The organism is uncultured Methanobrevibacter sp. (assembly GCF_900314695.1).
Lineage (GTDB): Archaea > Methanobacteriota > Methanobacteria > Methanobacteriales > Methanobacteriaceae > Methanocatella.
Genome location: NZ_OMWD01000007.1, coordinates 40,036 through 63,263, shown reverse-complemented (window position 1 = coordinate 63,263; position 23,228 = coordinate 40,036). Strand labels below are relative to the sequence as shown.

General features: G+C 32.7%; 20 protein-coding genes and 1 tRNA gene. 6 read left to right on the top strand and 15 right to left on the bottom strand.

Annotation, left to right across the window (positions count from 1 at the left end; genetic code table 11):
* From QZN45_RS03185 to hypA, 9 genes are all read right to left on the bottom strand, one after another.
* Positions 1–705 carry an alpha/beta hydrolase gene (locus QZN45_RS03185; RefSeq protein ID WP_296811074.1) on the bottom strand — a complete coding sequence of 235 codons (705 nt, stop codon included), beginning with the start codon at positions 703–705 and terminating at the stop codon, positions 1–3.
* A 10-nt stretch (positions 706–715) separates the two neighbouring features.
* Positions 716–1,660, bottom strand: a complete 945-nt coding sequence (locus tag QZN45_RS03180) for a methionine synthase (RefSeq protein WP_292607151.1) — start codon at positions 1,658–1,660, stop codon at positions 716–718.
* Positions 1,657–1,971: a DUF1894 domain-containing protein gene (locus QZN45_RS03175; protein ID WP_292880153.1), complete on the bottom strand. Its 315-nt coding sequence runs from the start codon at positions 1,969–1,971 to the stop codon at positions 1,657–1,659. Before QZN45_RS03175 ends, QZN45_RS03180 begins: the two co-directional genes overlap by 4 nt.
* A gap of 1 nt (position 1,972) precedes the next feature.
* Complete coding sequence (locus tag QZN45_RS03170) at positions 1,973–2,431, bottom strand: DUF1890 domain-containing protein (protein WP_292607146.1); 459 nt, start codon at positions 2,429–2,431, stop codon at positions 1,973–1,975.
* Between the two features lie 12 nt (positions 2,432–2,443).
* The gene (locus QZN45_RS03165) at positions 2,444–3,526 is read right to left on the bottom strand and encodes a hypothetical protein (RefSeq protein ID WP_292607144.1); all 1,083 of its coding nucleotides are present in this window, start codon (positions 3,524–3,526) and stop codon (positions 2,444–2,446) included.
* Positions 3,527–3,567: 41 nt separating this feature from the next.
* Positions 3,568–3,640: transfer RNA gene (locus tag QZN45_RS03160), tRNA-Ala, on the bottom strand.
* 55 nt (positions 3,641–3,695) lie between these two features.
* Positions 3,696–4,727, bottom strand: a complete 1,032-nt coding sequence (locus QZN45_RS03155; RefSeq protein WP_292607141.1) for a DUF354 domain-containing protein — start codon at positions 4,725–4,727, stop codon at positions 3,696–3,698.
* Positions 4,728–4,747: 20 nt separating this feature from the next.
* Positions 4,748–5,404 carry a hydrogenase nickel incorporation protein HypB gene (gene hypB, locus QZN45_RS03150; protein WP_296811070.1) on the bottom strand — a complete coding sequence of 219 codons (657 nt, stop codon included), beginning with the start codon at positions 5,402–5,404 and terminating at the stop codon, positions 4,748–4,750.
* An 18-nt stretch (positions 5,405–5,422) separates the two neighbouring features.
* On the bottom strand, positions 5,423–5,800 hold the full coding sequence (gene hypA, locus QZN45_RS03145) for a hydrogenase maturation nickel metallochaperone HypA (RefSeq protein ID WP_292607137.1): 378 nt from the start codon (positions 5,798–5,800) through the stop codon (positions 5,423–5,425).
* Between the two features lie 181 nt (positions 5,801–5,981).
* Here hypA and QZN45_RS03140 point away from each other — a divergent pair, with 181 nt between their 5' ends.
* Positions 5,982–7,121, top strand: coding sequence for an aldo/keto reductase (locus QZN45_RS03140; RefSeq protein ID WP_292880151.1), 1,140 nt, complete (start codon positions 5,982–5,984; stop codon positions 7,119–7,121).
* Positions 7,122–7,195: 74 nt separating this feature from the next.
* Positions 7,196–7,681, top strand: a complete 486-nt coding sequence (locus QZN45_RS03135; protein WP_342764024.1) for a DUF308 domain-containing protein — start codon at positions 7,196–7,198, stop codon at positions 7,679–7,681.
* A gap of 31 nt (positions 7,682–7,712) precedes the next feature.
* Here QZN45_RS03135 and QZN45_RS03130 read toward each other — a convergent pair whose 3' ends face one another.
* Positions 7,713–10,601: a DEAD/DEAH box helicase gene (locus QZN45_RS03130; RefSeq protein WP_296811065.1), complete on the bottom strand. Its 2,889-nt coding sequence runs from the start codon at positions 10,599–10,601 to the stop codon at positions 7,713–7,715.
* Positions 10,602–10,988: 387 nt separating this feature from the next.
* Between QZN45_RS03130 and QZN45_RS03125 the strand changes: the two genes are divergently transcribed.
* Genes QZN45_RS03125 through QZN45_RS03115 form a run of 3 tightly spaced genes read left to right on the top strand, consistent with a single transcriptional unit; the run spans position 10,989 to position 15,390 of the window.
* Entirely contained in the window at positions 10,989–13,451 is a 2,463-nt protein-coding gene (locus QZN45_RS03125) for a DEAD/DEAH box helicase (protein ID WP_296811062.1), read from the top strand.
* A 10-nt stretch (positions 13,452–13,461) separates the two neighbouring features.
* Entirely contained in the window at positions 13,462–14,688 is a 1,227-nt protein-coding gene (locus QZN45_RS03120; protein WP_292880144.1) for a PD-(D/E)XK nuclease family protein, read from the top strand.
* A 27-nt stretch (positions 14,689–14,715) separates the two neighbouring features.
* Positions 14,716–15,390, top strand: a complete 675-nt coding sequence (locus QZN45_RS03115; protein ID WP_296811058.1) for a DUF169 domain-containing protein — start codon at positions 14,716–14,718, stop codon at positions 15,388–15,390.
* Here the strand turns inward: QZN45_RS03115 and QZN45_RS03110 are convergent.
* The 3 genes from QZN45_RS03110 to QZN45_RS03100 all read right to left on the bottom strand — a co-directional run bounded on the left by QZN45_RS03110 (position 15,382) and on the right by QZN45_RS03100 (position 18,601).
* Positions 15,382–16,035, bottom strand: coding sequence for an NTP transferase domain-containing protein (locus tag QZN45_RS03110; RefSeq protein ID WP_296811055.1), 654 nt, complete (start codon positions 16,033–16,035; stop codon positions 15,382–15,384). The genes QZN45_RS03115 and QZN45_RS03110 overlap by 9 nt on opposite strands.
* Before the next feature lie 24 nt (positions 16,036–16,059).
* Positions 16,060–17,250, bottom strand: coding sequence for a hypothetical protein (locus QZN45_RS03105; protein WP_296811053.1), 1,191 nt, complete (start codon positions 17,248–17,250; stop codon positions 16,060–16,062).
* 67 nt (positions 17,251–17,317) lie between these two features.
* Complete coding sequence (locus QZN45_RS03100; protein ID WP_296811051.1) at positions 17,318–18,601, bottom strand: Mur ligase family protein; 1,284 nt, start codon at positions 18,599–18,601, stop codon at positions 17,318–17,320.
* A 115-nt stretch (positions 18,602–18,716) separates the two neighbouring features.
* Between QZN45_RS03100 and QZN45_RS03095 the strand changes: the two genes are divergently transcribed.
* Positions 18,717–19,112: a nuclease gene (locus QZN45_RS03095; protein WP_292607114.1), complete on the top strand. Its 396-nt coding sequence runs from the start codon at positions 18,717–18,719 to the stop codon at positions 19,110–19,112.
* Between the two features lie 26 nt (positions 19,113–19,138).
* On the opposite strand, the gene QZN45_RS03090 is transcribed toward QZN45_RS03095, so the two are convergent.
* Together QZN45_RS03090 and QZN45_RS03085 are read right to left on the bottom strand one after the other, a co-directional pair.
* Positions 19,139–21,886: an AAA family ATPase gene (locus QZN45_RS03090; protein ID WP_296811047.1), complete on the bottom strand. Its 2,748-nt coding sequence runs from the start codon at positions 21,884–21,886 to the stop codon at positions 19,139–19,141.
* Positions 21,883–23,118, bottom strand: a complete 1,236-nt coding sequence (locus QZN45_RS03085; RefSeq protein WP_292607109.1) for a DNA repair exonuclease — start codon at positions 23,116–23,118, stop codon at positions 21,883–21,885. The genes QZN45_RS03090 and QZN45_RS03085 overlap by 4 nt, the downstream gene beginning before the upstream one ends.
* Between the last annotated feature and the right edge of the window lie 110 nt (positions 23,119–23,228).

Here is a 23,228-nt window from a genome sequence, read left to right as displayed (position 1 = left end):
TTAAAACAATTCATTTATGAATTTCAATATCTCATCGGCAGTTTGATTTTGCTGGTTTTCAGCAGTTATGTTAGCTACACCATCTCCGGATTGAGGTCCATAATATGCAAATTGCTCATGGTTTCCGCCGTCAATAATAACTTCTGTCAGATTACTCATCAATGTTTTTGAATTATTATAAGATTGTCTATTCAATATGCCATCTTCAGAGCCATATATTGACAATACAGGAATATCAACACCACTATTAGGATATGCTGCCAACAATACAACCGCATCACCTTTGCCTGTGTGGTTATGATAACTTGCAGCAGAAAGCCCACCCAAAGAGTGTCCTGCAAGAACATAATGAGAATAATTTGTAGAATCGATTATTGAATCAGCAGTGTTTTCACCGAAAAATGCAAAATTCAGTGGCATTTCGACCAAAGCAGAATCCACACCACCATTTGATATGTCCATTAACAACGGAAGATATGAAACATATTCATTTTTAGCCCCAGGATAGAAAATGAATAACGTATCATTTCCAGAGCCGTTTAAAAATAATCCATAGTTTTCTTTAATAACCGAAACATTTTCCGCTCCATTCATCAAATCTGTAGCTTTTTTTTCAGCATGACGATATTCCGTAAAATAAAATGCAGTATAAGCCAAAATCAAAACTAAAACAACAATAATAGCAATTTTTAGTTTCCTATTCATTATACTCACATTAGCTATATTTATCTTTTATTTGATTCATCAATTTTAATTTTTCAAAGGCAACATCTTTAGGTGCTCTTCTCAAACCACAATCAGGATCCAAAAGCAGATTATCCTTTCCGACTATATCAATTGCTTTAGAAACTAAATCATCAATGTCTGTAATCTCATCAACTTCATTTACAGACGAGTCCACACATCCAAAACCAATTTTTTTATTGCCAATCAAATTGGCATTCTTTTCTAAAACATCCAAATTAACGTCATTGCCTGCAAATTCAAAATCAAGTATATCAACATTAAATTTTGCAATATCATTAAATGCATCATTTAAAAGACCGCAAACATGCATTGCCAAAGGAACATCCAAACCATCATGTAAAATATCAATAGCTTCGCGAGCTACCTTCATATCAACCATTCCAGTAGATAAAAATGGCTCATCAATCTGAATATAAATCGGGTCGACTTTTTTAGCTATTGCATCAACCTCATGTTTAAGCGAATGGGCCAAATCAATGATTGCATCTTCCTTGTTTTTATAGAAAAATTGAATTCTTGAAGAGTGTACAATTGTATTAGGTCCAGTGATTATTCCCTTAACGCCTTTGCCTTCAGGGATATTTCCTCCGAAATAATCTTTCATGACCTTTTTTGCATATTGCAAATCCTTAACTGAAATCTCCTGAATAGGTCTTACAATCTTAGAAACGATAACAGTATTTCCATCTTCAATTTTCATTCCAGGAATATACTTTGTAAAAATAGAAACCATATCCCCTCTTACTTGACCATCAGATATAATATCTATACCTGCATCAAGTTGAGCAGTAACGCTACTTTTAATAGCTTCCTTAAAAGGATCATATGAACCAAATGCTTTTAATAACTTGTCTTTTGTTGAAGAAGGTTCTTTTACTTCAACCGGAAAACTTCCAACAACTGTTGATTTCATTTTTTATTACCAGTGTCTAATTTTCTTATCTTTTCAATTTCATCATCATCTATCGGCAATTCAACAACGGAAGTTCCGTGACAAGGTTTGGTATATGGAAGAAAAACAGTTCCTTTTTTATGGTCAAAACCAATTGGAATTGGTGGAATTCCAATAACTCTCACACCTAAAACTTCATCTCCAGGTTTTATATACACCAAATCATCTGCCTTGAATCTTATAATCATGGCGCAATCTTTAAAACCTGCTTTTGAAGCATGAATTTCATAATTATCAGACTGTTGAAGGTAAGTATCTAAACAAAAAGACATATTATTCGAACTCCTTAATTGCTTTATCAAATTTGACTTTAATTGGTGAAGGATTATGGAATGCTCTTACAGCCTGAATTTTAGCATTGCTTCCACTTTCTTCAATCATGTTAACAAATTCTTCAACTTCATCCATATCTCTTGAAAATACCAATGCAAGAGATTTTGTATTTAAAATTTGGTCAAATGTTACAAAAAATGAAGCGGCTGCATCCTTATGTACAAATCCAACTAACAGGTCATAATCCCCTTCGTTGATTTCTCCTAATGTTCTTTCCAAATCCACAAGATTAAGCTTATAATATCCTTCAGGGTCGGAAATTTTTACTAATTTTGAAGCGGCAGGATTTGCTGCAATTGTTGTATCATAACCCATTTTTGTTAATTTATTAAAAACATAAACTGCCATCGGAGTTTGGGATGGAGTTTCAGGACATCCAAGTAATACCAATGCTTTCATATAACTACTTCCCTATGATCTTGTTTTAAGTGTGACTACATTAGCTAAAATTAATGTACCTATGAATATGAATGTTAATAATGCCATACCATTGATTGTTCTGTTAAATACAAATAAACCTATTAATGCTTGGGCACAAAATGCTGCTAATGCACCGGTTAATAATACTTCTCTACCTAAGTATTTCTTATTATTCTTCTCTCTTCTTTCCCGATACATTGTCAATACTTTAAGACCTATTATAATAGTACCAAGAGTGAATACCATCAATCCAACGAGTCCTAAGTATCCGAAGTCAAAACCATATCCGAAAATACCTGGAAGCATATAGTCAATTGTATCCTTCTGGTTTACTAATATACCGAAGAACATTGGGAATGGCAAACCGAAGAATAAAACAAATTGCATCGGCAATGTAATATAACCTTCAGCAAATGCAGTTCCCTCAACACCCCAATAGGAAGCGGCACCATTGTGCCCTATAAGTTGAATGTTATTCAATACTGTTTTAATACTTGTTAAAGAGTATTGTTCAATCCTACCTAACCTTAAAAGTGGTGAGAAAATTGTCATTCCAGTTATTCTAGCTAATGCTTCAAGAGATATCAAACCTAAAACAGCTGCTCCTGCGAACATCAATATTCTTTTACCGGTTAATACGGTTTTTTCTCTGAATGATTTTGATATTATTAAATAACCTAAGAATAAACCTAAAATCCATAAAATCAAAAAAGACCTGTGCATTAATCCACCGAAAACAGTAATACCAATTGTAAATAATATTACAAATCTTCTAAGTGGCCTTATATCTACACCCGATTCCTTCATCACCTTCAGCGATGCAAATGCAGCTACAGTTCCAAGTAATGCTAACGGTCCGAACGGATGCGTAAATTCCGCCTGACTTGAAGAGATTACAAGCAGTGCAATATCAGCTCCGAAAAGAAGTGTGAAACCACCCATCAAGAACAAAGACAAAAAGGTTACCACACTAAGTGATAATGGAATTAAGTTTAAAGTGAATACCCATATCACAAATAACATTATTGCAACTTCTACAATTAATTGTAAATGATTTTGAGCAATTAATAACATATTCTAATCACAATTCTTATTAAATTTTAAAAATATAAAAGTGGACTGACCGGGATTTGAACCCGGGGCCTCCGCCATGCCAAGGCGACGATCTCCCATCTGAGCTACCAGCCCAAAAAAACTTAAGTCAAATACCAATAATAATATTTGACATTATTACTATAAAAAACTATTTACCATTTTTTGCCAAATCATACAGATTATCAATAATTATCTGGAATAAGTCATCAGTTTTCACATCAATTTTTTCATGAGGATTAACAATGAAATCCAAAGCCCTATTAATAACATCATCTGAATCGTTAGACCTGTACATTAAACCTTTATTAATATAATACTGATCAACAGACAATGTTTCTCCAGGATAACAAGAAATAACTGGAGTTTGTAAAATTGCAGCTTCCCTATTCATTGTACCTCCAGCACCAATTACCAAATCACTTTTTTTAATGATGCTTGATGTGTCAACTGGAGGTTTCAATATTGAAACATTATCAATACCTTCAAATATCTCAGCCTGTTCCTTGAATCTTGGGAGAATTAAAATGTTTGCCACATTCTTTAACTCATCCACAATAGGGGACAATACAGATTTTCTACAATCCGCATCCAAATATGAAGCAAGAGACGGTTCCGGCCTCATTAATATAGTTTTAGGATGTTTTAAATCTAAATTCAAATCATCAAAAACATTATCATTATATTTGAAACTTTTAAAATGCATTAACTCGGAAGTTCCATCATATGATATGATTGTATTCGGATCTGCTCCAAATTTCATTAATTTCCACATGTCAATGATATTTGGTGTGATTATTCTGTCACATAATGGAAGAGTTAACTTGTTGGCTGCTAGTGCATGTTCATTGTCTAAAACGTACAAACTTGGAATTCCTAAACCAAATGAGATTCTAGGAAGTTCAATAGAATGCTTGCTAAGGGCAACATCCACCTTTTCATCATGAATAACATCAACAAGATTATAAACTCTTGATGTGCTTTCCCTTAGTTTATCATACAAACTTACACCATGTTTTCCAACAGATATGAAATCAATATCATACATGTCCATTAACTTATGAATGTCACCAAATTGCCTTGCGGTAACAATCACATCCTCACCCTCAGCTTCAAGATATTTAATTACATCTTTGAAAAATCTTACATGAGGAGCATTTGATATATCAATCCATATTTTCATGAAACCACCGATTAAATTAATTATAAACTATCTTTTTTCTCTGCAATAGCTTTAATAATTTCATCCAATCCAGAACCATCTTTAAGACTGGATTTGATAATTTTAACATTAGGATTTAATTTTTTAGCATCAGCAACCATCTTATCAGCATCAGCACCAACCGCTTCTGCCAAATCAATCTTGTTAATAACGACAGCATCTGATGTTTGGAATATCAATGGGTGTTTTTCAACAGTGTCATCACCTTCAGTGACACTTACAACCACAATTCGCATATGGGAACCCAATTCAAAATCAACAGGACAAATCAAGTTACCGACATTTTCAATAATAATCATGTCCAAGTCATCCAACGGCAAATCATGAAGTCCATGACCCACTAAATGTGCATCCAAATGACATTCTTTACCAGTATTAAGGCCAACTACAGGAACATCATGTTTTTCAATACGTCCTGCATCAAACTCAGATATTACATCACCGGCAAGAACTCCAATGTTATAATCAGTATTGTCAATTATTTCTTCAATCAATGTTGTTTTACCGGAACCAATTGCCCCAACAAAATCAACACAGAATATTTCTTTATCTTCTAAATTTTTTAAATTTTTATCGGCTAATCTCTTATTAGCATCCATAATATTTTTTGCAACTTCAACATCAGCTACTTTGTGCATATTTCCATCTCCATTCACTTAATCATCATCAGGTTTTTCGATAACAATATTTTTGACTACAATGTCTCTACCATTAAGGATTTCAACTGCAAGACTATCACATTCCGGACATTTAACCATAGGCGCATAGTGATCTTTATCATCAAGAATAGCATCACCATGGAAACCGCATTCAGAACACTCAACTTCAACAGGAATCTCTTCAAAGTGAATTTCTGCATCTTCAACAATAGTATTCTCAATGAGAACTCCCAAAATAAATTTTAACTGTTCCGGATTTACCATAGCTAATCGACCAAGTTCGATAGTGACTTCATTAACCTCAGTTGCATTATTACTTTCAGCAGTATCTATAACTGCATTAATAATACCTTGAGCCATTGATAATTCATGCATTTTGTGTCTCCTATAATATAATATTAATTTATAAGTATAGTTTTGTTTATTAATAAACCTATTTAATATTTGAGTAATATCAAAGTAATAACACATTTCTAAAAAAATTGTTGTATTCAACAACATTTAAATATATTCCTATTTAAATTATTTAACATAGTATTACTTTGGAGATTATATTATGAACTACAAATCAAAATTTGGTTTCGGATGCATGAGATTGCCTCAAACCGATGAAACAGACGCTACAAAAATTGACCAGGAACTCTTCAACGAAATGGTTGACATTTATATGGAAAAAGGATTCAATTACTTTGATACATCTTATGCCTATCACGATGGAGCAAGCGAAATAGCCATTAGAAAGGCATTGGTTGAAAGATATCCTCGTGAATCATTCCAGATTTGTGACAAAATGCCTACATGGGCATTAACATCCCCTGAAGATAATGACAAATTTGTAAACGAAATGCTTGAAAGACTTGGAATAGATTACTTTGATGTGTTTTTCGTCCACAATATCAATGTGCCATGGTTAAAATTAGCTGAAGAAAACAATACCTTTGAATATGTTAAAAAAATGAAGGAATCAGGAATTGCTAAAAAAATTGGATTCAGTTTCCACGAAAAGGCAGATCTTCTTAAAAAAGTCCTTGACAAATACGGAGACTTTTTAGACATTGTTCAATTAGAACTTAACTATTTGGATTGGGAAGATTCATCCATCCAGGCTCATAAATGCTATGATATTTGTGTAGAACATGGTTTGGATGTTTATGTAATGGAACCATTGAAAGGAGGAGTTATTGTAAACACCACTGAAGAGATTGAAAATGATTTTAAGGAATTTAATCCGGATAAGTCAATTGCCAGCATGGCAATAAGATTCTGCGCATCACTTGAACACGTTAAAATGGTTTTATGCGGTATGAGTAAAATGAGTGACCTGGAGGACAACTGTGATACATTTGAAAACTTCAAGCCTATAACTGATGAAGAAAATGAATTTTTAGCAAAAATGGTGGAAAAACTTTATTCATCACTTGCAGTTCCATGCAGTGAATGTGAATACTGCGTAGATGCATGCGAATCTGAAATACCAATTCCAGATTACTTCCACCTATACAATGCAAGCAAAAACCAACCAGAATCAAATATTTACAGACTGTATTACGATAAGTTAGGTGATGAAGAAACCCCTGCTGATGAATGTACATATTGTGGAGATTGCATTGACCACTGTACCCAACTAATTAACATCCCTGAAGAGCTTGAAAAAGTTCGCGAACACTTCGAAAATGGTTTCAGCCCCTATTCATAACCATATAATAAATAAAATTAAATAATAGTTAACAACATAAATATTAATTAGTTTATTTAAATGGAGGTGTTAATATTAATATTTACAGAAGTGCAGGAATACTTTCAGTGATATTGGGTTTGATATTTATTATTTTCCCAATGTTTTCATCAGACCTAATCTCAATAATCGTTGGATTAAGTTTACTCTACTTTGGTATTTGCACAGCATTCATGGGATTCAACATGAAAAGGGATTTTGACAATACAATTCCAAATATTACAATTATTATTGGAATTATAGCAATCATATTTGGGTTCTTATTCCTTTTCTACATTAATGCACTATCATTTATTACAGGCATTCAATTCTATATTGTTGGATTCATAATGATTGTATTTGGAATAACCGGATTGATATCTAAAATGAATCGCATATCCACATTTACTTCAATACTTGTGTTGATAATGGGAATCGTTGCAATAGCTCTTGCAATATTTGCACTTAACCAACCAATATACATTGCAATAATTATAGGTGTCGTTTTAATCATTGAAGGAATTACAATGATTTTAGACTAAAACCTAAAAACCCATCACCAATTTAATTTTTTTAAGAAACTCTCATTTTTAATTCCCTAACCATTTCCCCATTCTTATTTATTTTATAAGCTTTTTTAAAGTATTCAACGGCTTTTGAAAATATTCCTGATTGATAATAAATTAAACCCATCAGTGCCAGTGCTTCCGCATTTTTACTATCAAATTCTATGAGCTTTTCTAAAATTTCACAGGCAGTATCCAAATCTCCCTGATTATACAGGTCATATGCTTCCTCATATAATATTTCTTCATCATCTATAGTATTGATTTCAACATCAATATCCTCATTGACAATAGGCTGTTTATTATTCAACAACACATCAAGCTCATTGGCCATTTCATTGGACTTATCAAGTGCCAACGCTCTTTTTACAAACATTTTTGAAATGTCCCTTTGATCTTGAAGATACAATATTTTGGCCATCAATGCTATTGAATCTACATGATTTTTATTTGAATTTAAAATAGAATTCAGAATATCTTTGGCTTGAGAATAATCATTTTTATTATATAGTTCCAATGCATCCTTATATCTGATGTCATCCTCATTATCTTGCTTTATTGTTATGACTTCCTCATTTACTTCTTCTTTTTTAGCTGAAGTTTCATTAGCTATCAAATTACACATATACTCCAGAATATATTTGGTAGCATTTTTATGAAGGGGCTTATTATCATTGCCGCATTTTGGAGAATATATGCATGCCGGACATCCGCTTTGGCAATTGCAATTATTCAATAAATCCAAAGTGGATTTAAGCAAGTCAACAAACACATCCACAGCCTTTTCACATATTCCAATTCCACCTTCATATCCATCATAGATGAAAATGGTAGCTTCTTGAGTGTCTTCATGATAATTTGTTGAAAGTCCACCAATATCAAACCGATCACACATAGTATGGAGTGGAAACAGTCCAATTAAAGCATGTTCCGCACCATGAAGACCTCCAGCAAAGACTTCCTCTTCGTTTGGAAACATATCTTCCAGAGTATCTTTAACCGATTTTGGAATTGTGAACCATAAACCCTTAGTGTTAAATTTTAAAGGAGGCAAATCCAAAGGATAAGTTCCAACAGACTTGGAAAACTGCATTTTCTTGTATTTGAAGTAATCTTCACTTACAGTCAACTCGCCAAAATGAATTCTAAGGTTGCCGTATTTTGTCTTGGACAATTTCTTTTTGATGTTGATGTCAGTCTGATTTAAAACCATCGTATGATAATCTACAGTTTTTTGACTGACATTAACAAATCCTCTTGACAGACTTACGCTGTCCACAACATAGGTATCCCCCTTGTTAATTAAAATTGCACCTTCATGCGCTTCCCTATACACTTGTGATTTTTCCATTGTTTCAAGCAACTGCCCATTATTCATAATTTTGAATTCCTGACCTGAAATTTGATCCAGTGAATGGTCTAAGGCAGGATTGTCATCATAGGGATACATATAATCGCCACGGGCATTGATATGCAAGTCTTTTTTTGAAAGCAAATCCTCCAAAATTTCATCGCTGATGCCAAAATATTTTTCCACTTCACCATATTTTAAAGGCAATTCCTTAGCTGCACATAATAAATGAGCCTCCTGTAAAATCGGATTGGTCAGGTCAATAATGGCATTTTCGTGGGGTTTGTCAAAGAAAAATGTTGGATTGTTCATGAAATACTGGTCAAGCTGATTTTCGAATGCAATCAATATGGCCAAAGACTTTTGACGGCTTCTGCCTGCACGTCCTGCCTGTTGCCAAGTGGATATCATTGTTCCAGGATAACCTGATATGATAACCGCATCAAGAGATCCTATATCAATGCCCAATTCCAATGCGTTGGTACATGTGACTCCCAAGTATTTCCCGCTTTTTAGGCCATCTTCTATTTCACGCCTTTCTTCAGGTCGATACCCTGCCCGATAAGCAGCAATTCTGTGAGCCAATTTTCCTTTTATTTGAGTCATGTCATTTTTAGCCCACATCGCAATTAATTCAGTTGTCTTTCTTGAAACAGTAAAGCACAATGTTTGAATCTGTTTCAACATCATATACATGAATATGTTTTCAGTTTCCATATGCACAGATGGAGCGTTTTTCATATTGACCTTATTTCTTTTGTAATTCTTAAAAGGATTATATAAGATAAAGTCCTTTTCACCGCTAGGGGATGTATCATTATCCACCAATTGGAATTCTTCTCCGGTCAATCTGTTGGCAAGTTCCAAAGGGTTGGCAAGAGTGGCGGATGACAATATGAACTGAGGATATGCGCCATAAAAATTAGCTATTCTTTTTAACCTTTTGATTAGAAACGCAACATTGGAGCCGAAAACACCCTTGTAGTAATGTGACTCGTCAATTACAATGTACCTTAAATTCCGATAAAATCTTGACCATTGATGATGCCATGACAAAATAAGATGCAGCTGATAAGGGTTTGTCAATACAATGCGTGATTTTTCGCGAATGCCCCTCTTATCTTCCCTTGGAGTGTCTCCGTCATATGTTCTGGGATTGATTTTTATATTCATTTCATCTTCAAGATTTTCGAGCACATGAAGCTGGTCATTTGACAATGCCTTTGCCGGATAAATGTATAATGCTGTTGCTTCCTTATCCTCAATCATTGTCTCCATTATAGGCAAATTAAAAGCCAATGTTTTTCCAGAAGCTGTTGGTGTGGTGATTATTACATGCTCACCTTCCTGAATCGCATTATATGTTTCTGCCTGATGGTTGTATAATTTCATGTCTTTTGATTCCAAATAATCAATTATCTTTTCATTTAAATTATCAACCCTTTTAAAATTGGCTTTTTTAGCGGGAATGGTTTCTATGTGAGCAATATTTTCCCTATATCTCACATCATTTTTAAATGCATCAATATTACTGGAATCAGACATAATTTCACGAATCAATTTAACAAATATAATTTAAATTAACATGATATATAAAATCTATTTTTTCAATACCAAACTCAATTAAATATTTCAAAATACTTATTATAAACAAAAGGCCCTAGAGCATCTGAAAAGTAATCAAAAACAAGAGAAATATCCAAATGAAAGTTAGGATTAAAAACCCTAACTTCATTATGCATATTATGGAATGTATAAACTTCCACATATACTATTTGAATATCATAACATAAAAATTTAATTATTGCAACATCATAATTCTGATTAAACACTACAATTTTATGACTAATGAATACTTTTCAAGCGCTCTCTCACTTATTATATTAATAAGATAATGACATAAATTAATAAATATATAAAGAGAGGGAAAACATGATATCATATGAGGAATTTGAAGACATCACAGCAAAAGTACTTAAAAGAGACATTTCTTCAAATAAACAGCAAAAGAAAGCTATTTTATCCGAGCCCAATAAATCCCTTTTTATAGTTGCAGGACCAGGATCCGGAAAGACAACAGTGATGGTATTGAAGATATTAAAATATATCTTCGTGGATGATATTGATCCATCAAAGATTTTGGCTACAACTTTTACAAAAAAAGCTGCAGATGAACTGTATTCAAGAATATTAGGATGGGGAGATGAAATAAAAAGGCATCTGGAAGACAAATACTGTGATGAGAGTTTTGAATCAATTGCAAAAATAGAAAGCATTGATTTTAACCAAATAATAATAGGGACTACAGACAGCATAGCCGAAGAGCTGCTTAGGGATAACAGAAAGCCCGGTGAAAATCAATCGATTGTAATTGAAGAATTTGTTGCAAACACAGCAATGATTAAGATTTTGATTAAAGATGAAAAATACCGAAACGAAAAGCTCGTTGAATACCTAAAGGAGTTAAGCGGAAAAACAAAACTTGAAGAACCGTCCAAGATGAGCGAAATATTAATGGAAATAAAAAACAGAATTTTTTATGACCAGATAAACTTTGATGAATTATATGAAAAAACACAGGAAAATAGCGGGCCAAGATTAGCGCTTGACTGTATTAAAGAATACGAAAATACACTTAAAAATAGAAATACGATTGATTTTGCAATGCTTGAATCCAATTTCCTTGAAAAGCTCAAGAACAATGAACTGGATTTATTTTTGGATGAAATAAAAATTGTCTTGATTGATGAATATCAGGACACCAATCTAATTCAGGAAGACATCTACTTTACCATTGCCAAATCCGCACTTGAAAACGACGGCAATATTACTGTAGTCGGTGATGATGACCAATCATTATATAGGTTTAGAGGAGCAACCGTAGACTTATTCACAAACTACCAAAAACGCGTAAAAGACAAACTGAGTATTGATGTTGAGGAAATTAACTTGACAACAAATTACAGGTCAACAGAAAATATCATCAACCATTGTAACCAGTTTGCAGAACTTGACAGGGAATATCAAAAGGCAAGAGTTGAAAACAAACCAAAAATTATCGCTCCTGACTTTGACAGAGATAAAATGCCAATTTTGGGAATGTTTAGAAATAATCCTGAAATGCTAGCTCGTGACTTATCACGATTGATAGATAATCTGGTGAATAAAGGCGAAAGCGAAATAAAAGTGCTGCAGGTTCTGGATGAAGAGTACTATAAAAAGGTAAACGGCAACATCAACATTGCAAATTTGCAGAAAATAAAACAGGAATCGATTAAAGCCGGTAAAAATGAAGAAAAAATTAAGATTAAACTAGATAGCGATTATGGATCAGCTTCAGATATAGCTATATTATCATATTCACCAAAAGAAATGCAATATGGAAACCGTTCATTTCTCCATCACTTAAGAAAAAATCTCAAAAGACTTAGAAAACCAATTGAAATGTTTAACCCAAGAGGAATTGACCTTCAGGAAATTGATGTCGTTGCAATATTTTGTGGCCTAATCCTTGAATGCATTGACCCTGAAGGAAGCATTCAAAATTCAGATAAAACAATTCCAAACTTGGCCAGAAGAAATATGATTCGTTGGAGGTTTAAGGCAAAAGATTACATTAAACTTAATCCGGAACCTCATGAACCTATTTCTTTAAATGATTTCGTAACCCGCTGGCAACTTCGAAGGCCATATCCCGAAAGCATTAATGGAATCGAACAGCACTGGCCCAAAAATGCAAGTCTGATGGAACTCGCATACAAATTGACAACATGGATTGAAGAGCTGCAGGATGATGTTGAAGGAATTGTATATCTTGAAGCTATTACCAAATCAATTACACAAACTGGATTTTTTAATGATTATCATTCAAATATTTCATTTAAAACACCAATTGATGAACGAGAATCTGTTCTGGAAGCCATATGGAATATTTTTATACCACTTTCAACTGGTGGAGTAAGTATTGATGAATCCCTTCTCGAAACATTACCTGATGACCGAATAAATGTCTTATCGATTCATCAATCGAAAGGACTGGAATTTCCACTTGTTATAGTGGATGTCGGTTCAAGATTTAAAACAAATGATATCAGAACCCAAAGATTAAGATTCCCTAAGACATTGCCGGATAAGAAAACTATTGAAGATACAATCAGACAACACAGCATACTTGGTGAAAGTGAAAGAAGTGAAAAAGACAGGTCATTTGATGACTTGACAAGACTTTACTTTGTTGCTTTTTCAAGAGCTGAAAGTGTTTTATTGTTGATTGGCCTTAACTCAGCAATTGAAGGTTATAATAAGAAAAATGACCATTTTGATATACCTAATATTGCATTGGGTTGGAGCAGAGATGAGAAATATGTTGGATTTAGAGAAATTTATCTAATTTAGGAGATTAAATATGAAATTGCCTTCAAGATCAAAAGCATATATGATTCCGGAATATAGCCTAACCGGAGATTTACTGTCCTTTTTAACATGCAATCTACAATACCGCTACCAAAATAAAGGTACGCTACCTCCATCAAAACCTGTTCAAAGATGGTTTGGTGAGTTTATTCACGGCGTAATGGAAGAAGCCTTTATTAGATGGAAACAGAACAAAACAGAATTTCCATGGGATTGGCTTGAAGATATTAGACCTATTGAAGAACAAATCGATTTAAGACTGCAAACAAGAGGATTGTATCCTCACGATGAAGATTTATTTTTCAGTTCAACAAATCATGACATTGAAAATCTGAATGAACATGACCATAAGAAATTAGCAAGCGCAAGAGCAGAAAAAGCCATAAATATCTGGGGCAAACACCTGTTCCCCCTGATTGACTCATCTGAACTTCTAATTAAAGGAATTAGAAATATGCCACAATATGATGAAAAAAGAAGCAGATCCAATTATTATGGTATCAATGGTGTGGTTGATGTATTGACATCTATGAAAATTAACAAAACTCTTGAACAAAGTAATTTGGACACTTATGACAACAAAATAATTGAAATACTAAAGAAAAATGAAGATTTCAGAAAAAGAATTGCAGAAAGTGTGGATGAAGAGGATTATGAAATAATTATTGACTATAAAGGAATGAAGAGACCTCCAATTGAAGTGTCCGACCCGAAATCTGAAAACAAATGGGAAAGTCATAAACAGCAGATATTAACATATTCCTGGCTTAGATCCCAACAGGAAGATTCCAAATCCATTTTTGCCGGAATAATATTTTATTTGAATGAACTTGTCCCATCAAAAGAAGATTTGGCCTTGATTAAAGAAGAAATGAAAAACGGTTTAATTGATGAAAGAACACTTGAAAAATACAAAAAGGATTTTGAATTGATTGACAAATGGCAGGATGATGACAAGGCTCCCGAACTAAGTAATGAATTTAAATTGGAAAGGTCTATTCGAATCATCAACATTGATTCAAAAGAAATAGACAAATCCCTTGAAAAATTTGATGAAGTTGTTTACAATATTGAAGAGTCATTGATTAATGAAATGAAAGGATGTAAAATTCAGGATGCCTGGAAAGCTGAAGCTGATGAGAGGACATGCACAGCATGTGATTTTAGGACATTCTGCAAAAACAATAAAAATAAAACAAAAGACTTTAAAATCCCTTAAACATAATATTTAAATGAGGTTATTACTATGACAAATTTAGAGAAAAATCAAAAATACTGTGAAGCAATTGAAAGCAAAATTAAACTAGATGCCAAACCAGTAGCAATGAAATTAATCAAAACAGAGGACGACCTTCCTGACGGTTATGATTTAATTGATGAAAAGGTAAGACACTGTGAAATGGTTAGAAAAGCATCTTTAGGAAATAAATTTTACTCCACTCTTGAGGAACAGATGTGTTTAGGAGGAGCAGGAGCAATAGGCCTTAGAGATATGCCTCCAAAATTGGCAAATGGTGAAAAATACTTCTCATTAGGAAGATTCCAAGATTTAGAAACTGCTAAAAAACTCACCAGTCAACTTTCAATTGTTGAAGACGAACATTGGGGAATTGTTTACGCTCCATTGGACGAAGCTGATTTTGAAGCTGACGTAATTGAAATCATAACAGAACCTGTTGGCGGAATGAAACTTGCCCAAAGTATCGTTTATAAGACTGGAGAAAAAATTACTCCATCATTTGCAGGCATTCAATCATTATGTGGAGATGCATTTGCAAACCCATACATTACAGATGGAATTAACTTTACATTAGGTTGTGACGGTTCTAGAAAAGCAGCAGACATTAAAGATAATGAAATGACTGTTGGAATCAGTGCAGCAAAAATAGATGAAGTTATTTCCGGCTTAGATTCAATCTAAAAGGTTTAAATAATCTTCATAATGATTAATATTTAATAATTCTTTTTCATTTTTTTCTTTTATTCCATAAAACACATAACCGTCAGCAAAAATTTTTCTAAGAATTGGATTTAAGTTATCATCTTCATTTTCCAGATAGCCCATTAAATTTTTTCTGTGAGCTACAAACGGCATTCCTAATCCTTCTGCAGTGCCAAGCAAACCTGTTTTTCTTCTTCTTAAAATAGAAATTGTTTTTTCAGGATTTTCAGAATTTTGAATCGTTTCAATCATCCTATTGAACGTTTCAGTAGAAACAGTTGGCTGGTCTCCAGTTATGCATAGAGCATAATCAGAATTCGAATTAGATAAACCATTAAATAAAGATGTTGATAAACCTACATCAACAGGGTTATTTTTAACAAATTTGACAGAACCATCATAATTATCAGAAATAGCATCCATTATTTCACTAGCATAATGACCAAGTACCACAATACATTCATCAGTATTTGCAGATAATGCATTGTCAATAGTTGTCTCCAAAACCGTTTTATTGTTAAATGGTAAAATAAGTTTATTTTTCAAAACGAGATTTCGAGAAATTTGATCTTTTCGCATCCGAGAATTTTTTCCCGCTGCAGTAATAATAGTTGAAATTGACATAAAATAAAAAAAAAGAAGATATATTTATTTCTCAGGAATATATCTTACAATTTGACAGTAAATACCCATACCGACTCCTTCACCTTCAGTCCACATTAAAATTTTGACTGGATAGTTATGGTTGTTTGTTACAGTAACACCGCTTGCAGGGTTATAACCGAACAGCACAGCACTTTCATCAGAAGTCAAACCTACAGGCATTTCAAATCCTTCAGCCAATGCTGCATCCCTTAATGCTCTTGCAGGAGGACATACACCGTGTGCTGCACTTCCACCAGGAGCTGAAGCATCACTTGCTGATTCGAAATATACATAATCTTTACCACTACTTGTGGAATTTGGTGGGATTACAGTTCCGTTCCATGCTTCTACAAACTGATTCGCATTAATTTCCCTAATTGAATCACCATATTCAGGGTGTGAATCAAATGAAGTTGAACCTTGTCCACCTTGTTGTTCTGTATAGTTACCAGAATATAATAAAATCGGTGAACCTGTTGGGTATTCAGCCGCATAATCTACAACATCCTGTCCGAAAATACGCGGAACATCAGAAGCATTAATGTTATTCCTACCGTCGGAAAATCCTACCATACCTTTATCAATAGTAAAATTGTCTCCTTCCTGAGCATCATAATTATACCAACTTACAATAGTATCATTATTGAAATACTGACTGGAGAAATTTAAATTTTTAATTTCATTAGCAGGAATAGATTTAATAAGTTTTCCATCTTCAACAAGATTAACACCAGAAGATGTCTTTGTTAAAACTTTAGATGGTGCACTATATCCCCATACATAGTTATCTGGTCCTTTAACTGCCAATTTATCTCCTTCAAAAGTCAAATATCCCGGTCCATCTATACCAACTGCATTTCCATAAGAATCAATTCCTTCACTTGACACAGTTGTAAAATCAAAAGGAACCACACCAGTTGAAACCGACATCAAAATCCCATGCAAATCAAAAGCCAAAAGCTGATGACCGATGAAACCAAGATTGGATAATAACGGGAGCTGAATAGTTTCATTCTCACCCACAATTGAATCTCCATTAAATACGGATTGCCCAACAGTTAAATTATAAGTTTCGGCAATGGATTGACCAGTGTAAGGAGTACTATTTACAAATGTGAAAGCAAATAAAAGAATACTAACTGAAAACAATACTAAAAATATTGTGATTGATTTACTTCTCCAACTTTTACTCATTATAATACACCATAAATTAAATAACATAACTATATCTTTTTAACATTATATAAAAAGATTATGTTTTTCATGACAATTTTTCAGAAATTAGTTTAATCCTTTCTTGAATATCAATAATAACATCTTGACCATTACCACCAATCAGTATAGCATCTTCATGAGAATACTCGGCAACAAGTTCAATTATTTCATCAAGAGAATTTACAGTGATGATGTTTCCTTCATATCTCAATGAGTTTAATCTATAAATTGCCAAATCTAAAGTATCATCAAGACCTGGGAACAATACGATAACTTCCGGATTATATTTAACAGCAACATCCAGTATATCAAGCCTATGCTCTTCATTATGTCTTGGAGTACCAATAAATATCGCATAAAAATCTTTTTCAGCCAATATTGAAGCTAAAGCATCAGAATTATCAGTTTTTCCTACATAAACAGATGCATCATTAATTTTATAAACGTCCAATCTTCCTTGAACTGCTTTAAAGTCAAAAAGAGTGTCTCGAATAATATCTTTAGGTATCTTTAATTCTTTTGAAATTGCAGTGGCCAATCCTGCATTAAGTAAGTTGAATTTACCAAAAACCTGCAATTCATCCTGATATTCAAAATAAGGAATGTGTTTACTTGCAGATTCCTTAAAATCACTATTAAAATCTTGATTAAATGCAGTAAATATTGTTTTTCCTTCAAAAAATCTAACTAATGAATTCTTATAGTTTGCAATGGTTTTATGAACATCCATATGATCATTGCCAATATTGGTAAGGCCTACGAAATCAAAATCAAATGAATAATTGCAAAAGTCCAATGTCATGTCGCATACTTCAACAAGCAATATGTCATAATCGCCTTCACTGGCTTCAAGCATCAAGTCATAATAACCTGAAAATCCTCCGCCACCATTTCCACCGACCAAAACTTTCTTTCCGGCATTTTCTAAAATATTTCTCAACATATGAACGGTTGTGGTTTTTCCATTGGTCCCCGTAATGCCTATAGTAAATATATCCTTGTGCTTTTGTAAAACATCACTTAACAAATCGCAATCTTCAAGCAAACGCTGTGCAAATGCTCCGCCAAACATGCTGGGACTAATAGCTATTGCATCACATTGTTCAATAGCATATGAATTTGTAAATCCCAAATCAACAGTTAAATTATCACCAACAATAGAAACTGTCTGTTCACTATCCAACATGTTCATAGATAAACGTGGTAAATTTAAACCGGACAAATCGACATTAATGTTTAAATCAGTAGCATAAACTTCCCATCCATGATTTAAAAGGGAAGTAACTGCTTTTTTTCCTTCTACACCCAATCCAATAACAGCAGCTTTCATAAAAATTTCCTTATATAACTAGTTCTATACAATTATACTACTTTAAAACTAATAAATATTTTGTAAAACAAATTATTTTATACAATAACAGTTAAAATAAAAGCAAGGTGATAAAATGTTTGAAGATGAAAAAGACGATAAAATTTACAACCTCATCATAAGTAACGGCATAGATAGAAACAACGAATATGGGCAATTTACAGAAAAGCTATTTTCAAAAGTGGATTTTTTATGGAAGGAATCCATATCAGGTGATTTTTCCCTCGCAGGTGAAGAATTCTACAAAAAAATTGATAGAATAATTTTATTAGCAGGATTATATAAAGACAATAAGGAACTTTTTGAAAGTCTTTTAAAGGCAAGTGAAAGCTATGACATTCCAATAATATTAGTAAGACCATACGGACTTGAAGAAGTTCCCGAAACACTTGAAGAAAAAGCAGCAACCATTGTCGGATGGAATGCGAATTGTATTGTTGATTCCATCAAAAACGCTTGCGAAACCATGTAAAAAAAAATAAAAAAAAAGTAATGATATTACATCATAACTTTTGAAATACCATTTTCTTTTTCAACTTTAATTATGTTATCAGCTGCATTTTCAAGCTGACTTTCATGAGTTACAATAATCATTTGAGGCAATAAAGACATGTCCTTTAATAAATTAATTAATTCATGTCTTCTGGAACTGTCCAAATGAATTGTAGGCTCATCCAATAATATTGTATCCAAATCTCCTTTGGAAATTGCTTGAGTGATACCAAGTCTTAAAGCTAGGGCAATAGCTATTTTTTCACCACCACTAACCATGCTCATTGAAGATTCACCTTCAGGACCATAGACTGTTACATTATACTCATCATCCAAAGTTAAATCAGAGTAATTGAAGTTAAACTCATTAAAGAATTCTTTGGTGTATTTTTGAATTAACGGTCTGGAAATATTCCTTAAATCTTTTTGAACACCATTTTTACCATATAATTCCCTAATGTTTTTCAACATGGAAATATAACTTTCCAAATTATCATATTCCCTTTTAAACTTGTCAGCCATTATTATTTTCTCATTTAACTCTTTAATGTAAGTTATTGATTCACGGGCTCTGCCTTTAATTTCAGAAAGTTCTGAATTAAATGTATTTTGACGTCTTTCATATAACTCTGAGCGATAAATGATTTGTTCATATTTCTCCTTATCATACAGAGAGGCGGCAATTTTATTTTGAATGATGTCAATCTGATTTTTAGATACGCCAATATCCTCCTTAATAGAATCATGTTGAGACAATAGGGATTTTTTATTTTGAACAAAACCCTTAAGTTGATTAAATTCTTCATTTTTCTGTTTTAAATCAGCTATTCTATCCTGAAGTTCACCAGGACTGATGTCTCCGCTTAGATGAGGGTCCTGATTAATGGCTAATTTAATATTAGTAACGTGATTGTCAATCTCATTTTTAATTTGATTTAATTTATATTGAGATTCAGTTTCACTACCTAAAACATCCAAAGCACCTTTAGCTTGAACATATGCATCATAAGACTCCTTATAACTTTCTTTAGCATCTCTTTCACGAGCAATAACAAGTATAAGTTCTCCTAATTTATTACTGATGTATTCTTTTGACTCAAGATTTTCATCTATTTCATTTAGTTTAACAACATCATCTTCCAAATGAACAAACTTCTGTTTATACTCGACAATATTTTTAGATAACTCCTGAAGTTTGGTTTGTTTATCTTCAAAGCTTTCCTTATTCTGATTAAATAAACGAACATCCTCTTCAGTTTCAGAAATTAATTTCTCATTTTCACTGATTGTTGATTCATAACTTTCGATTAAATCCTTCTTCTGATCTGAACTGATGTCTGATTGACAAACCGGACATTTATTATTAACTTCATTTAACTCTTCTAACGGTTTTTGAGCAGCTTTAATATTTTGCTTAAATTCTACAAGACTTTCCTTTTTAGAAAGGATATCACCGGATAATTTTTCAATGCTTTCTGCAACTTCAACAATATAATCATTAGTGACTTCTTCAATTTGATTAAAATGTTCAACCTCTGCCAAGGTATCTTGTGATAATCCGAAATCAGCCAATTTATCTTTTGTTCTTGAGAAAAAGTCTTCAATATCATTTCTTTCATTCTCAATGTGCAATAGCAATTCTTTTTTATCCTTTTCCATTTTAGCGGCTGTAGCCAATTGCTTTTCAAGATTGAGTTTTTGATTATTCAATTTGTTAATTTCTTCATCGGATGCTAAAAACTTATTATATTCCTCTTTTTTATCATTAACAATAGCTTTCTGATTGGATATTGAATCTAATTTATTATTGATTTCTTCCTCATCTTTTTTCAATCTTTGAATGCTGGTAACTGACTTTTCAAAGTCAAGATACACTTCCAATTTTGAAACATACTTGTCTAATCTGGTAATTTTTTCTTCAGCTTCACTGATTTTATCCAGATTCTCCTGAACAACATGTTTATCATTTTCTAATTTGGCCAAAGTTTTTTGTTCATTTTCAAGATTATTAACCTGAGTATCATAAATTTCTTTTTCTCTTTCCATATTTCTTTTACTTTCAGAAATATCCTTCAGGGAGGCAGTTACATCTTCTATTTGTTCTTCAAGTTCATGACCCCTATCCTTAAGAGATTCCAATTCTGCTTTTTTCTTAGAATATTCATCTTTCAACTCATCAGAATTGAATAGTTTCCCTTTAAGTTCTGCCAACTGATTTTCATATCCGCTGATGAATGGCAATAAATTTTTCCAGGCTTTTTCCAAGGAATCAATTCCAAGCAATTTAGCAATCAGCTCTTTTTTCTCAGCAGATGTTTTATCAACAAGCTCTGCAATTTCACCTTGTCTTATGTAAATTGCATTGAGGAACAAATCAGAATCAATGTCCAATATCTGGAGAATTTCATTTGCAACTTCCTTATCTCCAGTACAGATATGAACAAAACCACCATCATTGGAGGTTTTTTTGTAAATGGAGGATTTTAACATTGATTTTTTATTACGAACTATCTTATATTCACGATTATTGGAATTGAATTCCAATTCAACAGTCATTGAATCTGCATTATTTCTTACCAAATCATCGATTTTTTTAGCAGTATGCTGTTTGAATAAAGCAAAACTAATCGCTTCTAAAATTGTGGATTTTCCAGCACCATTTTCACCCACAATAACACTAATCCCTTTTTCAAAGTCAATAATAGTATTTTCATGGGATTTGAAATTAACCAGTTTTAATTTTGTGAAAATCATTCTAGAACCTCCTTAAATGTAACTTGAATATCCTTTTCATCAGCTGATTCTGCTTCTCCCTCTTCTTCAGTTTCAGTTTCTTCATCTTCGTCTTTATGATAATAATCATCGAAGAAGTGATTTAATATTTCATCAGCTTCATCAATCTTATCCTTTGATAGGAAAGTATAAACGTCAAGTCCCAATCGGGTAACAGATTCATCACCATAAGCATCCAATTGCTCTTTTAGAATTTCCAAAGGACCTAAAGAATCCTTTTGATTGATTATAACATCAATGTCATCTTCACCAAGCATGCTGAATGTAGGTCTTATCATTAAAGACAAATCACCAAGCTCTTCCTTAATCAGTTCATAAACTCTGTTGGTATCTGATTCGACATTGTTAATTTTCAAATCTAAAATCGGTTTTTTATCAAAGCCGACAATTGTTTCTTTTAAACCGGCAATTCCACTTTCAAGTTCATTGTAATCAAGTGACCTTTCAATGAATGTACGGGAAATATCAACTTTAACCCTTTTGACAAGAGGTTTTGGACCATCAAAGTCAACTATAACAAAACCTTTTCCGTTTTCCTTATAGTCCTTTAATTCATTAGTTTTCCATATTTCGCTAGAACCCGGATAGACCAATTTTCCATTTCCAAAATTATCATTGATATAATTGTGAATGTGTCCCAAAGCATAATAATTAAAATTATCAGGCAAATCTCCGATTTCAAGTTCATAATTTTGTCCAAAGTATTTATCAATGCCTTGGTGCAATACAAGAATTGATTTTTCATGTTTTGCAGCCTTTTTAGATAAATCAGCTAATTTAGACTTTAAATTCTTAACTTGAGAAGACGGATAAAATGGTAAGCCCGCTATAAAAATATCACCATGCATATAAGTAGTATTAATAGGACTGATTACTTTTAAACCCAACTTTTTAAAGATTACTTGAGGCGGGATTGAATCATTACGCATTACAATATCATGATTACCTGCTATTGCATACATAGGAATTCCAGCACCTTTTAATTTAAGCAATCCTTTCTGGAAGGTTAAAAGTGCAATAGGGGACGGTCTTGCGGTTTCAAATAGATCACCACTATGGATTACAAAATCCACTTTTTCTTCAATTATTTTATCTATAACCTTTTCAAACACTTCATAAAAGTCTTTTTCACGTTCAATTAAACCAAATTGACGATAACCTAAATGAGTGTCTGCTAAATGTGCAAATTTCATTATATTACCTTTTTTTGTCAATTGTATATAACCAATTTAAACACTTAAATCAAAGTATTTAATTGAATAATATTTTATCATATAGTATATTTAATAGTTTGGAAAGAGAG

Excerpts from the sequence above, each read along its gene's own strand:
- QZN45_RS03185 (WP_296811074.1), bottom strand. The coding sequence starts at position 705 with ATGAATAGGAAACTAAAAATTGCTATTATTGTTGTTTTAGTTTTGATT.
- QZN45_RS03180 (WP_292607151.1), bottom strand. The coding sequence starts at position 1,660 with ATGAAATCAACAGTTGTTGGAAGTTTTCCGGTTGAAGTAAAAGAACCT.
- QZN45_RS03175 (WP_292880153.1), bottom strand. The coding sequence starts at position 1,971 with ATGTCTTTTTGTTTAGATACTTACCTTCAACAGTCTGATAATTATGAA.
- QZN45_RS03170 (WP_292607146.1), bottom strand. The coding sequence starts at position 2,431 with ATGAAAGCATTGGTATTACTTGGATGTCCTGAAACTCCATCCCAAACT.
- QZN45_RS03165 (WP_292607144.1), bottom strand. The coding sequence starts at position 3,526 with ATGTTATTAATTGCTCAAAATCATTTACAATTAATTGTAGAAGTTGCA.
- QZN45_RS03155 (WP_292607141.1), bottom strand. The coding sequence starts at position 4,727 with ATGAAAATATGGATTGATATATCAAATGCTCCTCATGTAAGATTTTTC.
- hypB (WP_296811070.1), bottom strand. The coding sequence starts at position 5,404 with ATGCACAAAGTAGCTGATGTTGAAGTTGCAAAAAATATTATGGATGCT.
- hypA (WP_292607137.1), bottom strand. The coding sequence starts at position 5,800 with ATGCATGAATTATCAATGGCTCAAGGTATTATTAATGCAGTTATAGAT.
- QZN45_RS03140 (WP_292880151.1), top strand. The coding sequence starts at position 5,982 with ATGAACTACAAATCAAAATTTGGTTTCGGATGCATGAGATTGCCTCAA.
- QZN45_RS03130 (WP_296811065.1), bottom strand. The coding sequence starts at position 10,601 with ATGTCTGATTCCAGTAATATTGATGCATTTAAAAATGATGTGAGATAT.
- QZN45_RS03125 (WP_296811062.1), top strand. The coding sequence starts at position 10,989 with ATGATATCATATGAGGAATTTGAAGACATCACAGCAAAAGTACTTAAA.
- QZN45_RS03120 (WP_292880144.1), top strand. The coding sequence starts at position 13,462 with ATGAAATTGCCTTCAAGATCAAAAGCATATATGATTCCGGAATATAGC.
- QZN45_RS03115 (WP_296811058.1), top strand. The coding sequence starts at position 14,716 with ATGACAAATTTAGAGAAAAATCAAAAATACTGTGAAGCAATTGAAAGC.
- QZN45_RS03110 (WP_296811055.1), bottom strand. The coding sequence starts at position 16,035 with ATGTCAATTTCAACTATTATTACTGCAGCGGGAAAAAATTCTCGGATG.
- QZN45_RS03105 (WP_296811053.1), bottom strand. The coding sequence starts at position 17,250 with ATGAGTAAAAGTTGGAGAAGTAAATCAATCACAATATTTTTAGTATTG.
- QZN45_RS03100 (WP_296811051.1), bottom strand. The coding sequence starts at position 18,601 with ATGAAAGCTGCTGTTATTGGATTGGGTGTAGAAGGAAAAAAAGCAGTT.
- QZN45_RS03095 (WP_292607114.1), top strand. The coding sequence starts at position 18,717 with ATGTTTGAAGATGAAAAAGACGATAAAATTTACAACCTCATCATAAGT.
- QZN45_RS03090 (WP_296811047.1), bottom strand. The coding sequence starts at position 21,886 with ATGATTTTCACAAAATTAAAACTGGTTAATTTCAAATCCCATGAAAAT.
- QZN45_RS03085 (WP_292607109.1), bottom strand. The coding sequence starts at position 23,118 with ATGAAATTTGCACATTTAGCAGACACTCATTTAGGTTATCGTCAATTT.